The organism is Novosphingobium cyanobacteriorum, from assembly GCF_029436685.1.
GTDB classification, from domain to species: domain Bacteria; phylum Pseudomonadota; class Alphaproteobacteria; order Sphingomonadales; family Sphingomonadaceae; genus Novosphingobium; species Novosphingobium cyanobacteriorum.
This window is the reverse complement of sequence record NZ_JAROCY010000001.1, coordinates 120,552-136,882: the sequence shown is the minus strand read 5'-3', so window position 1 is coordinate 136,882 and position 16,331 is coordinate 120,552. Positions and strand designations below refer to the sequence as shown.

The window sequence follows — 16,331 nt, the reverse complement described above, 5'->3', positions numbered from 1 at the left end:
GACTGGCCTCTCGACGGAAAAGCGCCGGAGGTTTCCCCCCGGCGCGTTCCCTGCTGCGGCCCACCGGTCATGGGCCGCCCCCTGTTCAGATCAGAACTTGAAGCCAGCGGCGATGCCGTAGCGGCGCGGTTCCAGCGTGAAGATGTTGGTGAACAGGCCCGATGACTGGTCGGTCACATAGAGGCCGGTCGTGGCGTTGTTGTTCCAGATGTTCTGGATGAACCCGCGCAGGTACCAGCGGCTGTCCTTGCCGTTCACCTGGATCTGCGCGTTGCCCACCAGATAGGCCGGGATGCGGTTGATGGCGCCGTTGAAGATCGTGCCATAGCTTTCGCCAGTAAAGTTCAGGTCAAAGCGGGGCGTGATCGAGACGTCACCGGCGTGCAGCGTGTATTCCGCGCCGGCTGACCACTTGATGGTGGGTGCCTGCGGCAGCTCGTTGCCGCGCACGTTCTTGGCGACGCCACTGGTCACATCGATCCCGCCGAACAGGCCACCGATATTCGCAGCCTGGCCCGCCAGCACATTACAGATCGAGAAGGCACCCGTTGTGTTCGTGCTCGGAATCGCTGTCGTACCTCGCAGGCCAATTGCACCGTTTACGGTGTTCACAAAGGTGTTGGCCGCAGCCGCACTGCCAACTTTGCTGGTGACGGCGCAGTTGGAACCCAGCGTGATGTCCTTGATGATCACCGTGTCGTCACGGCCTGCCGAAACGTCGCGCGGATCGATGAAGAACTGGTCGCCCTTTACCTTGGTTTTCAGGTAGCTGGCGTTGATGTTCACACGGAAATCGCGGGTCGGAGAAATGATTGCCTCGGCCTCGATGCCATAGATGTCGGCATCGATGTTGTCGTTGACCGAGGTGCGCGAGATGATGCGGCTGAGCTGCAGGTCCTTGTACTTGTAGTAGAAGGCCGAAAGGTTCAGCTGCATCGCGCCGAAGCGGTTCTTCGATCCGATTTCAAATGCGTCCACCTACTCTGAGCGGAAGGTGTTGTTCACATCCCCCACCGAGAGCGGCGGGTTGATGCCGCCCGACTTGTAGCCGCGCGAATAGGACAGGTAGACCAGGTTGTCGGACGAGATCTGGTAGTCCAGCACCGCTCGTCCGGTCATCTTGCTGAAGGTAACCTTGTTCTCCTGCCACGGCTCGATCGCGATTGTGGACTTGTCAAAGTCGGCTGTCGCCCAGTTCAGGGCCTGGGTGATGTCGCTTACACCGAACGGCGCAAAGATGGCGTTGCCACCGGTGAATTCGGTTGAACGTCCATCGCTGAACAGCAGCGTGCGCGCCTGCAGCGTCTTGGAGTCGTGGTTGTAGCGCCCGCCCAGCGTCAGCTTCAGCTTGTCGCTGAACTTGAAATAGGCTTCGCCGAAGATGCCATAGCTGTTCAGTGTCGCCTTGCGCGAATCCGAATGATAGAAGGGCGAGGGACGGAACACAGGGATGCCGCCGGTCGCGCCCGAAGCCGCGGCCGCCGCGCCGAGGATGCCCGAGGCGTAATCGAGGCCGAAGGCATTGACGAAATAGTCGTTGTTCTTGGTCTCGCCGCGCACATAGTTGGCACCAAGCAGGAAGTTGAACATCCCGTCGAAGCTGCTGTCGATGTGCCCTTCGGCTGCCCACTGCGTGTACTTCAGCCCGGATTCGTCGAAATCGAGCGAAGTCGGCGCGCACAGCGCCTTGCCTTGGCCGTAGATGCCCACGTCGTTGTAATCGACATCGGACTGGCAGATGTTGCCGGTCGGGCCGTTGGGGATCAGCCGGTCGGCGATGGGCTTGAAGAACGTGCCAAGGCCCGGCGCATTGGCAAACGCCGCCAGCGCAAAGAGCCCAGGATTGCCGACATAGCTGTTTTCAACCGCAAGGTTGTAATCGGTCCGGCTGCGCACTTCGTTGCGGGTATAGCCGCCGGTGAAGCTGAAGTTCAGCTGGTCGCCCAGCTTCTGCTGCACTTTCAGCTGATAGACCTCCTCCTTGGCGAAGTAAGTCGGCAGGTAGTCGATGTTGACGGTGCGGGGATCAGTCGGATTGACCACGCCGGTGAACTTGTCCGGGCCATAAAGGCTGCCAAGCCCCAACGCTGCGAAAGCCGGGCTGACAGCGATGCCCATGAACTCGTTGGAGCTGATCAAGCCGGCCAATGTCGCATTGCCGTTGGTGGTTTCATTGGCAAGCCGGTCGGGCAAGCAGCCCAGGATGCCGGTAGGGTCGCGATGGCAAAGCTGCTTCTGGATGCGGCTGCGATCATCATCTTCGCGGAAGTAGTACGCTGAAAGGTCTATCGTGGTGTTCGGGCCCGGCTCCCAGCGCAGTGATCCGCGGATCGCAAACATGTCACGGCCGTCGATGCGGCTGTCGGTGTTGATGTTGTAGGTATATCCGTCGCGCTTGTTGTACAGGCCTGCCACGCGCAGGCCCAGCGTCTCACCGATTGGCACGTTGATCATGCCGCGAATGCGATACGAATTGTAGTTGCCGTATTCGGCTTCACCCGATGCGGAAAAACCGCTCAGGTCGGGCTTGGCGGTGATCACGTTGACCACGCCCGAGGTCGCGTTGCGGCCAAACAGCGTGCCCTGCGGGCCGCGCAGCACTTCCAGCCGTTCAAGATCGAAGAACTCGGTTTCGAACAGGCGGCTCGAAACCATCGGCATGTCGTTCAGGTGGATGCCGGTGGCGGTGTCGCAAGATGCGCCCACGCACAGGTCGCCGATGCCGCGGATGGTGAAGCTGGAACTGGTGAAGTTCGTCTTGGTGAACGTCACGTTCGGCAGCGAGAGCTGGAGATCGCTCGAATTGTTGATCTGCTGCTTCTTGAGCATTTCCGACGAGAACGCCGACACCGCAATCGGCACGTCCTGCAGGCGCTGAGACTGGCGCTGCGCGGTCACGATGATTTCCTGGATGCCGTCGGGTTCGCCGGCCGCATCCTGCGCAAAGGCCGGGTTTGCGATGGCGGCAACGCACACGCCAGCGAGCAGGGAAAGCTTGCCCCTCATAGTACAGACCTCTCTCTCCAGCGGAGCCCGTCGTTCTCGCGGGCTTCCGAAACGCAGGACATATCCGGCGAAGTTAGTTGTCAACCGGTTATTTAAAATCTGCCGTTTACGTAGCGGAAACTGGTTACAGCTGTGACCTTCAAGCTACGATCGAACGCGAACGCCCGAATCAGGTTGGCAGGGTTTGACGTTACGATGTGAATCTCGTATCCCAATATCACATCGCAATGTGAAAGACGCGAATCATGTCCAGTGACCTCATCGACCGTATCCGTCGACTCGTTACCGAAGGCGGCATGTCCCGCTCAGGGCTTGCCCGTGCTGCGGGGCTCCACGCCAACACCCTGCGTGACGTGACGCTGGACAGCTGGAACCCTACAGCAGACACCCTGGCCAAGCTTGAGCGCGTGCTGACCGAAGGTGACGACGCGCCGGCCCTCGTGCCGATCGAGGAGATCATCGAGGAAGCCCGCAACGGCCGGATGTTCATCCTGGTGGATGACGAGGACCGCGAGAACGAGGGCGATCTCGTCATCCCCGCGCAGATGGCCACGCCCGATGCGATCAACTTCATGGCCACCCATGGCCGCGGGCTGATCTGCCTCACCCTGCCCCGCACCCGCTGCGAACAGCTGGGGCTGGAACTGATGAGCCGCAACAACGGCACCCGGCACGAAACCGCCTTCACCGTTTCGATCGAAGCGCGCGAGGGCGTGACCACCGGCATATCCGCTGCCGACCGCGCCCGCACCGTCTCGGTCGCCATCGATGCCTCCAAGACCCGTGACGACATCGTCACCCCTGGCCACGTCTTCCCGCTGATCGCCCGCGATGGCGGCGTGCTCGTCCGCGCGGGGCATACCGAGGCCGCAGTCGATATCTCCCGCCTTGCCGGTCTCAACCCCTCGGGCGTGATCTGCGAGATCATGAAGGACGATGGCACCATGGCGCGGATGGATGACCTTGTCCCCTTCGCCCGCCGCCACGGGTTGAAGATGGGCACGATCCGCGACCTGATCGAATACCGCCGCCGGAACGACCACCTGGTGGAGTGCATCAGCCACGCCCCCTTCGAATCCGATTACGGCGGGGACTGGACCATTCGCACCTATCGCAACAAGGTTGATGGCTCCATCCACCTCGTCCTGCAGAAGGGTGCCGTCGAAGCCGACAAGCCGACACTTGTCCGCATGCACGGCATGTCGATCTTTTCGGACGTGCTTGGCCAGCCCGGTCCGCGCAAGCGCATCCTGCAGCGCGCGATGGGGGAGATCGGCAAGACCGGTTCCGGCCTGATCGTGCTGCTTATGCCTGATGCGCCCGACCAGCTGATCAAGGAAACCTCCGGAGCGGGTGGTGACAGCATGGACCTGCGCAGCTACGGCATCGGCGCGCAGATCCTGGCCGACATGGGCGTGCACGACATGATCCTGCTGACCAATGCCCACCGCAACGTGGTCGCCATCGAAGGCTACGGCATCAACATCGTCGGCGAACAGCCGATCTCCGTGGAGTAACTGTACCGTGGCCAAGTTCCTGATCGTCGAAGCCCGTTTCTACGACCATCTCAACGACATGCTGGTCGCCGGCGCCAAGGCCGCGATCAAGGCCGCCGGGCACCAGGCGGAAGTGCTCACCGTGCCCGGCGCGCTGGAGATCCCGGGCGCCATCGCCCTGGCTGACCAGTCGGGCGACTACGACGGCTATGTCGCCATCGGTGTGGTGATCCGCGGCGAGACCTATCACTTCGAGATCGTGGCGGGCGAAAGCGCGCGCGGAGTGATGGCGCTGACCATGGACGGCCTGGCGATTGGCAACGGCATCCTGACCGTGGAGAACGAGGCGCAGGCGCTGGTCCGTGCCGACCCGGCGCAGAAGGACAAGGGCGGCGAAGCGGCCAAGGCGGCGCTGGCCCTCCTCGCGCTGCGCGAGAAGTACGCCTAACCGGCGTCGAAGAACTCGTTCAGGCCCCACGGCGCGTAGGGCCCGATCACCAGCTGTTCGAACACCCCGGCGCCGGTCTCCCCGGCGCTGGTGGTGACCCGGCACACGATCTGCACGTGCAGGTTGTCCAGCGTCTGCGCCATCGGCTCCACCGCATCCAGCACGATATCCTCGCGCTCCACGGCCAGCGGCCCGTGATACAGACCGTGCCCCCACTTCGGACTGGTGTAGCCCAGCCCCTTCATCTGGAAGCGCACCAGCGGCTCGAACCGCAACTCCAGCGGGCCGTCGGCGCCCTGCACCGTAAGCGCACCGCGGGACGGCCAGCGCGTGCCGGGCTGCATGGTGCTGTCCATCGTCGCGGCGGGCGTCTCGAAGAAACCGTCGTGCCCCGCCCCATCCGGCGCGATCACCGCGCGGGTGTTCCACGGCGCGCCGTGCCGGTCGGCATTGATGTGGAAGAACAGGCTGCGGGCGGGCAGGTTGACCGGCGTCCATTGCCAGAAGAACTGCGGCGTCACCCCGTGGCCGTGTGGCTGCGCGTCGCTCGTCCCGACAGGACGCACGCCCCAGCTGCGGTCGCGCGTACCCGCCGTCCCCGCCGCCAGCGCCTCGCGCACACCGTCCACCTCGATCCAGCCTTCGTAGTGCCCATTCTGGGTCAGCCGGGTATAGTCCATGAATGTGCGCGGGCCGATGCGGTGGATGAAGCGCGGCTCCTCGATGGGAAAGGCGCGGCCGGTAAAGCGAATCTCCGCAGCGATACCCTCCCCCTCAACCCGCACCGCCAGCTGCCGCAGCGGCTCCACCACCTCGATCGAGATCGGGCCGACGCTCAGGTCCATCCGCTCCATGTTCAGCTCGCGCGAGGCGTGGACGCAGTGCTGCACCCCGTTGCGGATCACGCAGAAGTGTGCGTCCGCCACGTTGAGGTGCGGGTACACGCCAAAGGCCGCGGCGAAGAAGCCCGAGCCATCGGGGGCATAGCCGTTGAAGAAGTAGCGGTCGTAGAAGTTGCGGTCGGTGCCGGCATAGGCCACCGGCTCGCTCGTCTGGTGCAGTGGAAAGTCGTCGCCCCTGGTCAGCATCGTCCAGTCTCCAGAAAGGCGCTGAGCGCGCCGATGCCGTCATGCTCGGCGGCCAGTTCGCAGGCGCCGCGCGCCATCGACAGGAAGTTGGCGTCGCCGCGCTCGGTCCGCACCACGAAGGCGCTGGAAAATACCGCGGTGGACACGCCATGCAGCGCGCCGATGCGATAGCGGTTCCACAGCCCCGCCCGCGTCGTCGGCGCCCCACGCCGGGTCATCTCTGCGGCATAGAGGTCCAGCAGTTCCGCCTCGTGCGGGCGGCGCAGCGCGCTGCCGATGCCGCAGCCCATGAAGTAGCCCAGATCGTTCATCGCACAACCGGGGGAGCAGGTCTGCCAGTCCACCACCGCGATTGGCTCCACCCCACTGCGGATGTCGAACAGCATGTTGTCCAGCCGGAAGTCGCCGTGGGTCAGGCCCTGGTCTGGCAGTTCTCGGTGGAAGAAGCCCTCGGCCAGCGCGTCCAGTCGGTCAGCCACTGCCATCAGCTCGGGCGCGAGCAGCCCGTCGTAGCGTTCGCGGAACACGGCGTGGGCCTGGTGGTAGAGCGTGACAATGTGGGCCAGCAGCTCGGGCGGCAGGCGCAGCGCGGGCTCGCTGACCACCGCCGGCAGGTTGCGGGTGGGCGCGTGGATCGCCGCCGCCTGCACCACTGCCGCCCGCGCATCGGCGAGCGAGCAACCTTCCAGCTGGTTGCCTCCGCGCGCAGGGCCGAGATCTTCGAACAGCAGCACGAATTCCGCGCCCGCCGCGTCGATCTCCGCAGCGAAGACGCAGGGTACGCGCACGTCGAGCAGCGGAGCGACATGGCGGTAGAAGTGCACCTCCTTGGCATAGAGGCGCATGGTCGCGGCGGTGTGGCGGCTGGTGGGATCGGTCGAGGCGAACTTGCCCGCCAGTGTCACCGGGGCCGCGCAGGGCCGATCGTATGCCAGCGTGAACCGCGCCGTTTCTCCCACTTGGCCGGTGCCGATGGGTTGCCAGCCCAGCCCGGTGATTCGCGCCTCGCCCAGCAGCCCCGCGGCGCGCAGATGGCCTTCGATCCAGCCGGGAGTGACCTCTCCGGGGTTGCGTGGAAATGCGTCCATATTTCTCTCCCGCAGCTAGGCTGGCAGAGAGCGGGCACGTTGTGAAGCGATATTTAACCGACCGCTTAAGGCGCCCCGATGGAACCGGCGGCGAAACCGCGCCGTTCCATCCCGGCCGCGACAACGACAACAGGAGACCGGTATGGACGGCCCGCTGGAATGGTTCGGCGCGATCGGTGCGATCGTGGCCGCGGCGATGATCGCGGCGGACCTCGGCCGGCGCTGGACCGGCTGGGGCTTCGTGCTGTTCATGGCCGTGTCGATCGCCTGGATCGTCTCGGGCCTCACTAACCAGACCATGCCCATCGCCGTCCAGAACGCCCTGCTGCTGGCGGTGAACGCCTGGGGCGCGTGGCAATACCTGCTGAGCCCCACCAAGAAGCGCGAGATCGAAAAGGCTGAGGAAATCGCCGAGGAAGCGAAGGAGAACATGAAGGCCGAGGACCGCGCGATTGGCTGATGACCCGTTGGGAAGCGGCGGGGCGAGGTTGACACAGTTGACACTGTCCAATGGGTGAAATCGGGTGGCGGCGCTGAAGGGCCGAATTCGTCGGGAATCGCCGCCGGCCCATCGCGCAGAAAATGCCGCGATACCCGTGACTTGCGCCATGACGCTTGACCATTTCAAAGAACATATGAGGAACATAACTTCGTCGCGCAGTGTAGGAAAGCGGAATTTTTTAATAACGGACGTGTCTGTTATCAAAGGCTTCGCGGCGGTGTCTCGTCCGGAGCGTTGGATGAGAGTTCTCTCGCAGGGACGCAGGGACGAAGGTGAGCGCCGGGGAGAGACGAATTGGGGCGGCCGTCCGTGCCAACGCGTCAATCCCACTGAACGTTGGTGGGCTCTGTGCTCAGCGACACCTCAACGAGCCGGCGAACCTCAGTTGCTGAAGGAAAGAGGCTATCCACCGGGCGATCAGGAAAATGTGAGGCTGGTCGGACTCCGTGTTGGCTGGTCCTGCAGGTTGCCTTGAACCCTTTCAGCCATTCAGGCTGAGAGCAGCGAGCGATACAAGGAATGCAAAGGTCTGCCGCACTTGGTTTTCCCCTCCGCACATTCGGAACCGGCTGTAACCGACACGAACATGAGCTGTCAGCCCCATGTCGGATTGGTGTGGCGACAAATCGGTGATCCGGAGAGATGCTGTGCAAGGCCATAGCAGTTAGCGGAAGCGCGCGGTGTCTCGAATTCGCTCGACACGAGCGGGGTCTTTGCAGTCTCCTTTCTCTCGGCAGACTCTGCGAGAAATTGTACCATTGGCTTCGCATTTCAGCGCCAACCGAGGGCGAGACCTGACCGACTGGAGATTCAACCGCCTTCGGTCGTCATTGCAAGCCGCCGAACGTGGGTGCGGCATGCAGGGGCAGCTTGTGCCCGCTCTGGATTGCTTCGTCGGCTTTGCCTTCTCGCAACGACGAGGTTGGGTTTTTGGTGTCTCGATACGCGCCCTCGCCCCATCCAGGTGCGCATGAGGGGCGGGTTTCAGGATACGAAAAGGGGCGCTGTTACGCACCCCCTCCGTCAGCCTGCGGCTGCCACCTCCCCCAGCGGGGGAGGATCGTGGTCGGCCTTACCCGGCCAAACGCCCGAACGCGCCCGCGCCGGCGTAGGCGGCGTTGCGGCCGAGTTCTTCTTCGATGCGGATCAGTTGGTTGTACTTGGCCAACCGGTCCGAACGGGCGAGCGAGCCGGTCTTGATCTGGCCGCAGTTGGTGGCGACGGCGAGATCGGCGATGGTGGCGTCCTCGGTTTCGCCCGAGCGGTGGCTCATCACCGCGGTGTAGCCGTTGCGCTGGGCGATGGAGACGGCTTCGAGCGTTTCGGTAAGCGTGCCGATCTGGTTGACCTTGACCAGCAGCGAGTTGGCGAGGCCCTTGCCGATGCCCATGGTCAGGCGCTTGGGGTTGGTGACGAAGAGATCGTCACCCACCAGCTGCACCTTCTTGCCGACCTTGGCGGTGAGCGCGGCCCAGCCTTCGAAATCGTCTTCGCTCATGCCGTCCTCGATCGACTTGATCGGATAGGCATCACACAGCGCGGCGAGATAATCGGCCATGGCTTCGGGCGAGAGCGAGAGGCCTTCGCCGCTGATTTCGTACTTGCCGTTCTTGAAGAATTCGGTGGCGGCGCAGTCCAGCGCCAGCACGATATCGGTGCCCGGCTTGAACCCGGCTTTTTCGATCGAGGCCATGACGAAATCGAGCGCATCGCGGGTGCTGGCGATATTGGGGGCAAAGCCGCCTTCGTCACCCACGCCGGTGGCGAGGCCCTTTTCATGCAGGCCCTTCTTCAGGGTGTGGAACACTTCCGCGCCCCAGCGCACGGCTTCGGCCAGCGAGGGCGCGCCGACCGGCATGATCATGAATTCCTGGAAGTCGATCGGGTTGTCGGCATGTTCGCCGCCGTTGATGATGTTCATCATCGGCACCGGCAGGACATGCGCGGAAACGCCGCCGACATAGCTGTAAAGCGGCAGGCCGCGCGCATCGGCCGCAGCCTTGGCACAGGCGAGGCTGGTGCCGAGGATGGCGTTGGCGCCAAGGCGGCCCTTGTTCTCGGTGCCATCGAGTTCGATCATGGCAAGATCGAGGTCGCGCTGATCTTCGGCGTCCATGCCGGTGAGCAGTTCGGCAATATCGCTGTTCACGGCGGTGACGGCCTTGGTCACGCCCTTGCCCAGGTAGCGCGTCTTGTCTCCATCGCGCAGTTCGACCGCTTCATGCGCGCCGGTGGACGCGCCCGAGGGCACGGCAGCGCGGCCGAACGAGCCGTCTTCGAGCAGCACGTCCACTTCGACAGTGGGGTTGCCACGGCTGTCGAGGATTTCGCGCGCGTGGATATCGATGATCGCGGTCATGGCTTGCTCCCTGAAGAGCCGGAATACGGCGCACCGTGGCGCACGTCCGGCGGAATTAGGCTCTGGACATCGTTGGTTTGCCGCGCTCCTATCGGCTGGAACCCGCGCAGGCAAGCCGCGTTAACCCCGAAACCGCAACCGGGTGCATTGCGAATACGCATGTGCAACACCAAGTGCCTTGGGCTAAGCTCGCACAGCGCGCGCCGGCCCGCAGAATCGCATCAGAAGGAATGTCTCCATGGCTGACATCGACACCACCACGAAGGCCCCGACGGCTCCGGACGTCCCAGCCATCCCGCTGAGCGATGGCGCCGCCGAAAGCACCGCATCGGCAAACCTTAGCGAGGCCAAGGGCCGCTTTGGCAAGGCGATCGAAGAGGCCAAGGCCGGCGTTGAAGCGCTGAAGGGTGAGGCGCTGGACCGCACTGCCGCGGCGAAGGAAAAGGCCGCCGGCGCCGCCAGCGACTGGACCGAGCAGGCCAACGCCTTTGCCGTGCAGGCCAAGGAAAAGGGCCTGGAACTTGCCAAGCAGGGCAAGAGCAAGGCCAGCGACGCGCTGGGCCTGCTGGGCAACACGATTTCCACCAGCGCAACGACGATCGACGAGAAGCTGGGCGTGCAATACGGCGATTATGCCCGCAGCGCGGCGCGCAGCGTGCAGGAAGCCGCGGCGAGCCTGGAATCCAAGGACTTTGCCGAGCTGGGCGAGGACGTGAAGAGCTTTGTGCGCAAGAGCCCGGCAACCGCCATCGGCATTGCCGCGGTGGCGGGCTACATGTTCGCGCGGCTGTTCCGCGGCTCGTCCAACGACGCCTGATCGGCGCGGCGTGAGCGAAACCGAAACCAAGACGGGCGATGCAGGCGCATCGCTGAGCGAAGGACTGCGCGCGCTTCTGGAAGACGGGCAGACGCTGGTCGAGGCGGAGCTGAGCTTTCAGAAGCAGCGCGCCGCCTATGGCTGGAACCGGGCCAAGGGCATCGCGCTGCTGCTGCTGGCGGCGCTGTTCTGCGCGTTCTTCGTGCTGGTGGCGCTGGTGGTGGGTCTGCTTTTCGCGCTGTCAACGCTGGTGGGCCCGTGGTGGGCGACCGCGATCATGACCCTGGCCCTGACCGCGGTGGCGGGCGGATGCTTCTTCGCCGCGGTGGGCCGGTTCCGCAAGGCGCGGGCGGTGATCATGGGAGACAAGCCATGAGCGCGCGCGACGAGCAGGCGCTGATCGAGGCGCGCGCGCTGCGGACCGAGGCCTGGGCGCTGGTGAAGCAGGATATGGCGCGGCTGAAAGGCGGGCTGGAAGCCAAGCCGATCGGCCAGCGCATCAAGGACCGGGCGACCGAGCAGGCCTTTGACGTGGTGGACGAGGCCGTGGCCGTGGCCAGCGACAACAAGGCGGTGATCGGAATCACCGTGGCGGCGCTGGTCGGCTGGCTGTTCAGGGGCCCGTTATGGAATGTGGTGCAGCCATGGCTGCCGGCGGGCGAGCCGGAGACATGGTCCGACAGGCTGGCCGACTGGCTGCCGTTCAAAGGAGATTGATGTGAGCGAGGAAACCAACGCACGCCTGCGCGAGAAGATCGAGCAGGCGAAGAACCGCGGCGCGGACATCGCCACCGATACGGCGCGCAAGGCGGGCGATTTCGTGAAGGAGAACCCGATGGCGGCAGTGGCCGGCGGCCTGGTGCTGGGCGCGCTGGTGGCGGGCGTTCTATCACGGCGCAAGCGATCGACGCGCGACGTGATCGCCGAGGGTCCTTCGCGGCTGGGCAAGCTGGCGATGGTGGGCGCGGAACTGGCCATGGCCTATGCCGCAAAGGCAGCCGAAGCAGGCAAGGACGGCGTGGGCAAGATCGAGGAGATTGGCGGCACCGTGGGCGGAAAGCTGAGCGAAGGCGGGGCCGAGGCGAAGAAGCGCGCGGCGGACATGGCCGACATCGCGCTGGCCGGTGCAAAGGCCGCTGGCGAGGCGGCGATGAAGCGCGCTGGTGAAATCGCCTCGAAAATTCGGCATTAACGGGCAACAAAGGCTGGCATAGGCCTTTGGTCGGTCTTGCCAGCCACTCGCCTTTTTGTCAGTGGCACACACGATTCCTCCCCCAAAGGATATGCGTGAATGCAGAAGCTCCACCTTGTGATGGGCGGCCGGGTGAAAGACCCGCAGGGCCTCGAATTCGTCGATCTGAAGGCCATCGACATGGTCGGCGTATTTCCGGACTATGCCAGTGCGGAAGACGCCTGGCGTGGCGCGGCGCAGCGGACGGTTGACGATGCCGAGATGCGTTATGTGATCGTGCACCTGCACCGGCTTCTGGAACCCAAGCTGCCGGAAGCCTGAACAGCAAAAAGGCCCCGGGTGACCGGGGCCTTTTTCGTTGGGGCGATGAACTCGCGGTTCAGATGAACTCGATCTTCTCGACCACGTAGAACTTGTCGCCCGACGGAACGGTGACCTCGATCTCGTCATCCACCTTGCGGCCGATCAGCGCGCGGCCAAGCGGCGAGTTGTAGCTGATGCGGCCGCGCTTGGCGTCTGCTTCGGCCTGGCCGACGATCTGGTAGCGCACCGGCTTGTCATCATCATCGAGCAGGGTGACGGTGGCGCCGAACACGATGCGATCGCCCGACAGCGTGGTCGGGTCGATGATGTGGGCGCGGCTGATCTTGTCCTCGAGATCGGCGATCGTTGCCTCGACCTGCCCCTGGCGCTCCTTGGCGGAGTGATATTCGGCATTTTCCGAAAGATCGCCATGCGCACGCGCTTCCTCGATGGCGTCGACGATCTTCGGGCGCTCTTCGCGCAGCGCTTTCAGCTCGCTGAAAAGCTTCTCGTAGCCTTCCTGGAGCATCGGCAGCTTTTCGACACTGGCCATCCGTATTCCTCTTCGTTTTCAATCCCTTGGCTACTCAGCCGAGGGAAAACCGTTCCCCTCCGGTCCGCTACGTACGGACCGGGATTTCACTTGCGCCTGTGGGAGGGGGACCCGTGGAAGCTCAGTTATAATAATCCTGCAGGGAACGGACCGCAAGTTCGGTGGTGCGCAATGCCTCGATTGCCTCGGCCGAGGCGATGGAGGCCGCCGCGGTGGTGAAATAGGGCACCTTGGCATTGAGCGCGGAGGCGCGGATCGAGGCGGAGTCCTTGTGGCTCTGCCAGCCTTCGGTGGTGTTGAAGATCAGGGCGATATCGCCGTCGATGATGCGATCGACGATATGCGGGCGCCCTTCGGCCACCTTGTTCACCTGTTCCACGGCCACGCCCTGCTCCGCCAGGTAGCGCGCGGTGCCGCCGGTGGCGACGATCCTGAAGCCGAGCGCGGCAAGCTTCTGCACGCCGGGCAGGATCACCGGCTTGTCGCTGTCCTTCACCGAGACGAACAGCGTGCCGCCCTGCGGCAGACGCGTGCCCGCGCCGAGCTGCGACTTGGCAAAGGCGATGGCGAAGTTGCTGTCCACGCCCATGACTTCGCCGGTGGACTTCATTTCGGGCGAGAGCACCGGGTCCACGCCGGGGAAGCGGGCGAAGGGGAACACGGCTTCCTTCACCGCCATATAGTCGATCTCGCGCTTGATCGCGGGGAGATCGGCCAGCTTTTCCCCCGCCATGACGCGCGCGGCGAACTTGGCAATGGGCTGGCCGATGGCCTTGGCGACGAAGGGCACGGTGCGGCTGGCGCGCGGGTTCACCTCGATGAGATAGACCTGGCCGTCCTTCACCGCGAACTGGATGTTCATCAGCCCGCGCACGTTGAGGCCCTTGGCCAGCAGCACCGCCTGGCGCTCCATCTCGGCGATGATCTCGGGCGGCAGGCTGTAGGGCGGCAGGGTGCAGGCGCTGTCACCCGAATGGATGCCGGCTTCCTCGATGTGCTGCATCACGCCCGCGACGGTGACCTGGTCGCCATCGGCCAGCGCGTCGACGTCGCATTCGATCGCGTCGCGCAGGTACTGGTCGATCAGCACCGGGCTGTCACCCGAGACCTGCACCGCGGTGGCGATGTAGTCATCGAGCTGGGCCTGGCTGTCGACGATCTCCATGGCGCGGCCGCCGAGCACGTAGCTGGGGCGGATCAGCACGGGGTAGCCGATGCGGCTGGCCACGGCGACGGCTTCGTCCCGGCTGCGCGCAAGGCCGTTGGCGGGCTGCAGCAGGCCGAGCTTCTCGACCAGCGCGGCGAAGCGTTCGCGGTCTTCGGCAAGGTCGATCGAATCCGGGCTGGTGCCGAGGATGGGGATGCCCGCGTCCTGCAGCGCCTGCGCCAGCTTCAGCGGGGTCTGCCCGCCGAACTGGACGATCACGCCCATCAGCTGCCCCTTCGACTGTTCGACGGCGAGGATTTCCAGCACGTCTTCCGCGGTCAGCGGTTCGAAGTAGAGGCGGTCCGAGGTGTCGTAGTCGGTGGAGACGGTTTCCGGGTTGCAGTTGACCATGATGGTCTCGTACCCGGCCTCTTCCAGCGCGAAGCAGGCGTGGCAGCAGCAATAGTCGAACTCGATGCCCTGGCCGATGCGGTTCGGGCCGCCGCCAAGGATCACCACCTTCTTGCGGTCGCTGGGCGCGGCCTCGTTCTCCGGCTCGCCGAACAGGGCGCCTTCATAGGTGGAATACATGTAGGGCGTGACCGCCTCGAACTCGGCGGCGCAGCTGTCGATGCGCTTGAACACCGGGCGCACGCCCAGCTTGTGGCGCAGCGCGCGCACTTCATCCTCGCTGGTGGCGCCGGCCATGGCCGAGAGCACATCGTGCAGCAGGCCGGAGCGCTTGGCCTGGGTTTCACCCATGCCGCCGGCAACGCCGACCGAGCGCACCGCCAGCGTGGCGAGACGCTTGTCGGAAAACCCCATGGCCTTCAGCCGGCGCAGGCCAGCAGCATCGACCGGCAGGCCGTTCTCGGTGATCTTCGCCTCTTCGGCGATGATCTCGGCAATATGGCGCAGGAACCACGGTTCGTACTTGGTGACGGCGTGGACATCCTCGACCGTGAAGCCTTCGCGGAAGGCCTGGCCGATGGCGAGGATGCGTTCCGGCGTGGCGCGGCTGAGCGCCGCGTTGATCTCGTCACGGCTGGCGCCTTCCAGCTCGACCACGCGGTTGAAGCCGTCGAGCCCGGTTTCAAGCCCGCGCAGCGCCTTCTGCATCGATTCCTTGAAGTTGCGGCCGATGGCCATGACTTCACCGACCGACTTCATCGCGGTGCCGAGGTTCGGCTCGGCCCCCTTGAACTTTTCAAAGGCGAAGCGGGGGATCTTGGTGACGACGTAGTCGATGGTCGGTTCGAACGCGGCCGGGGTGGCGCCGGTGATGTCGTTGACGATCTCGTCCAGCGTGTAGCCCACGGCAAGCTTGGCCGCGACCTTGGCAATGGGGAAGCCGGTGGCCTTCGACGCCAGCGCCGAGGAGCGCGAGACGCGCGGGTTCATTTCGATGACGATCAGGCGGCCGTCCTTGGGATTGACCGCGAACTGCACGTTCGACCCGCCGGTTTCCACGCCGATCTCGCGCAGCACCGCGATGCTGGCGTTGCGCATGATCTGGTATTCCTTGTCCGTCAGAGTCAGCGCCGGCGCGACGGTGATGGAATCCCCGGTGTGGACGCCCATCGGATCCACGTTCTCGATCGAGCAGATGATGATGGCATTGTCGTTGCGATCACGCACGACCTCCATCTCGTATTCCTTCCAGCCGAGGAGCGATTCCTCGATCAGGACTTCGGTGGTCGGGCTGGCCTCAAGCCCGCCGCGCACGATCTTGACGAACTCTTCCTTGTTGTAGGCAATGCCGCCGCCGGTGCCGCCCATGGTGAAGCTGGGGCGGATGATCGAAGGCAGGCCGGTGGTTTCCAGCACGGCCAGCGCCTCTTCCACCGTGTGCGCCACGCCGGAGCGGGCGGATTCCAGCCCGATCTTGTCCATCGCCTCGCGAAAGCGCTGGCGATCCTCGGCCTTGTCGATGGCATCGGCATTGGCGCCGATCATCTGCACGCCGTACTTTTCCAGCGTGCCATCGTTGAACAGCGCCAGCGCGGTGTTCAGCGCGGTCTGCCCGCCCATCGTCGGCAGCAGCGCATCGGGGCGCTCCTTCTCGATGATCTTGGCGACGATCTCGGGCGTGATCGGCTCGACATAGGTGGCGTGCGCCATGTCGGGATCGGTCATGATCGTGGCGGGGTTGGAGTTGACGAGGACGATGCGATAGCCCTCCTCCTTCAACGCCTTGACCGCCTGCGTGCCCGAATAATCGAACTCGCAGGCCTGGCCGATGATGATCGGCCCGGCGCCGATGATCAGGATCGAGGAGATGTCAGTGCGTTTGGGCATTATGCGGACTTCGCTATAAAAGCCCTCCCCCTTG

At 64.4% G+C, this 16,331-nt stretch carries 13 protein-coding genes and 1 pseudogene; 8 read left to right on the top strand and 6 right to left on the bottom strand.

Annotation, left to right across the window (positions count from 1 at the left end):
* Positions 1 to 90 precede the first annotated feature (90 nt).
* Positions 91 to 3,006 (bottom strand): annotated as a pseudogene (locus POM99_RS00655) (TonB-dependent receptor).
* Positions 3,007 to 3,251: 245 nt separating this feature from the next.
* On the opposite strand from POM99_RS00655, the gene ribB reads away from it, so the two are divergent.
* Both ribB and ribH read left to right on the top strand, forming a co-directional pair.
* Positions 3,252 to 4,523: a 3,4-dihydroxy-2-butanone-4-phosphate synthase gene (gene ribB / locus POM99_RS00650; protein WP_277274803.1), complete on the top strand. Its 1,272-nt coding sequence runs from the start codon at positions 3,252 to 3,254 to the stop codon at positions 4,521 to 4,523.
* A gap of 7 nt (positions 4,524 to 4,530) precedes the next feature.
* Positions 4,531 to 4,950, top strand: coding sequence for a 6,7-dimethyl-8-ribityllumazine synthase (gene ribH / locus POM99_RS00645; protein WP_277274802.1), 420 nt, complete (start codon positions 4,531 to 4,533; stop codon positions 4,948 to 4,950).
* Here ribH and POM99_RS00640 read toward each other — a convergent pair.
* The gene (locus tag POM99_RS00640) at positions 4,947 to 6,038 is read right to left on the bottom strand and encodes an Rv3169 family protein (RefSeq protein WP_277274801.1); all 1,092 of its coding nucleotides are present in this window, start codon (positions 6,036 to 6,038) and stop codon (positions 4,947 to 4,949) included. The genes ribH and POM99_RS00640 overlap by 4 nt on opposite strands.
* Positions 6,032 to 7,126 (bottom strand): phosphotransferase, encoded by a 1,095-nt coding sequence (locus tag POM99_RS00635; RefSeq protein WP_277274800.1) that lies wholly within the window; start codon positions 7,124 to 7,126, stop codon positions 6,032 to 6,034. Before POM99_RS00635 ends, POM99_RS00640 begins: the two co-directional genes overlap by 7 nt.
* 142 nt (positions 7,127 to 7,268) lie before the next feature.
* Between POM99_RS00635 and POM99_RS00630 the strand changes: the two genes are divergently transcribed.
* A complete protein-coding gene (locus tag POM99_RS00630; RefSeq protein WP_277274799.1) occupies positions 7,269 to 7,586 on the top strand; it encodes a hypothetical protein in 318 nt (105 codons plus the stop codon).
* 1,114 nt (positions 7,587 to 8,700) lie between these two features.
* On the opposite strand, the gene eno is transcribed toward POM99_RS00630, so the two are convergent.
* A complete protein-coding gene (gene eno / locus POM99_RS00625; RefSeq protein WP_277274798.1) occupies positions 8,701 to 9,987 on the bottom strand; it encodes a phosphopyruvate hydratase in 1,287 nt (428 codons plus the stop codon).
* Positions 9,988 to 10,225: 238 nt separating this feature from the next.
* Here eno and POM99_RS00620 point away from each other — a divergent pair, with 238 nt between their 5' ends.
* The 5 genes from POM99_RS00620 (at position 10,226) to POM99_RS00600 (ending at position 12,317) form a co-directional block, all read left to right on the top strand.
* Entirely contained in the window at positions 10,226 to 10,804 is a 579-nt protein-coding gene (locus POM99_RS00620; protein ID WP_277274797.1) for a hypothetical protein, read from the top strand.
* A gap of 10 nt (positions 10,805 to 10,814) precedes the next feature.
* Positions 10,815 to 11,180: a phage holin family protein gene (locus tag POM99_RS00615; RefSeq protein ID WP_277274796.1), complete on the top strand. Its 366-nt coding sequence runs from the start codon at positions 10,815 to 10,817 to the stop codon at positions 11,178 to 11,180.
* Entirely contained in the window at positions 11,177 to 11,521 is a 345-nt protein-coding gene (locus tag POM99_RS00610; RefSeq protein WP_277274795.1) for a hypothetical protein, read from the top strand. Before POM99_RS00615 ends, POM99_RS00610 begins: the two co-directional genes overlap by 4 nt.
* A 1-nt stretch (position 11,522) precedes the next feature.
* On the top strand, positions 11,523 to 11,996 hold the full coding sequence (locus tag POM99_RS00605) for a hypothetical protein (RefSeq protein ID WP_277274794.1): 474 nt from the start codon (positions 11,523 to 11,525) through the stop codon (positions 11,994 to 11,996).
* A gap of 99 nt (positions 11,997 to 12,095) precedes the next feature.
* The gene (locus POM99_RS00600) at positions 12,096 to 12,317 is read left to right on the top strand and encodes a DUF4170 domain-containing protein (protein WP_277274793.1); all 222 of its coding nucleotides are present in this window, start codon (positions 12,096 to 12,098) and stop codon (positions 12,315 to 12,317) included.
* A 58-nt stretch (positions 12,318 to 12,375) separates the two neighbouring features.
* Here the strand turns inward: POM99_RS00600 and greA are convergent, their stop codons facing one another.
* Positions 12,376 to 12,852, bottom strand: coding sequence for a transcription elongation factor GreA (gene greA, locus POM99_RS00595; protein WP_277274792.1), 477 nt, complete (start codon positions 12,850 to 12,852; stop codon positions 12,376 to 12,378).
* Between the two features lie 121 nt (positions 12,853 to 12,973).
* Positions 12,974 to 16,297, bottom strand: a complete 3,324-nt coding sequence (gene carB, locus POM99_RS00590; protein ID WP_277274791.1) for a carbamoyl-phosphate synthase large subunit — start codon at positions 16,295 to 16,297, stop codon at positions 12,974 to 12,976.
* Positions 16,298 to 16,331 lie beyond the last annotated feature (34 nt).

Excerpts from the sequence above, each read along its gene's own strand:
- ribB (WP_277274803.1), top strand. The coding sequence starts at position 3,252 with ATGTCCAGTGACCTCATCGACCGTATCCGTCGACTCGTTACCGAAGGC.
- POM99_RS00640 (WP_277274801.1), bottom strand. The coding sequence starts at position 6,038 with ATGCTGACCAGGGGCGACGACTTTCCACTGCACCAGACGAGCGAGCCG.
- POM99_RS00635 (WP_277274800.1), bottom strand. The coding sequence starts at position 7,126 with ATGGACGCATTTCCACGCAACCCCGGAGAGGTCACTCCCGGCTGGATC.
- POM99_RS00630 (WP_277274799.1), top strand. The coding sequence starts at position 7,269 with ATGGACGGCCCGCTGGAATGGTTCGGCGCGATCGGTGCGATCGTGGCC.
- eno (WP_277274798.1), bottom strand. The coding sequence starts at position 9,987 with ATGACCGCGATCATCGATATCCACGCGCGCGAAATCCTCGACAGCCGT.
- POM99_RS00620 (WP_277274797.1), top strand. The coding sequence starts at position 10,226 with ATGGCTGACATCGACACCACCACGAAGGCCCCGACGGCTCCGGACGTC.
- POM99_RS00610 (WP_277274795.1), top strand. The coding sequence starts at position 11,177 with ATGAGCGCGCGCGACGAGCAGGCGCTGATCGAGGCGCGCGCGCTGCGG.
- POM99_RS00600 (WP_277274793.1), top strand. The coding sequence starts at position 12,096 with ATGCAGAAGCTCCACCTTGTGATGGGCGGCCGGGTGAAAGACCCGCAG.
- greA (WP_277274792.1), bottom strand. The coding sequence starts at position 12,852 with ATGGCCAGTGTCGAAAAGCTGCCGATGCTCCAGGAAGGCTACGAGAAG.
- carB (WP_277274791.1), bottom strand. The coding sequence starts at position 16,297 with ATGCCCAAACGCACTGACATCTCCTCGATCCTGATCATCGGCGCCGGG.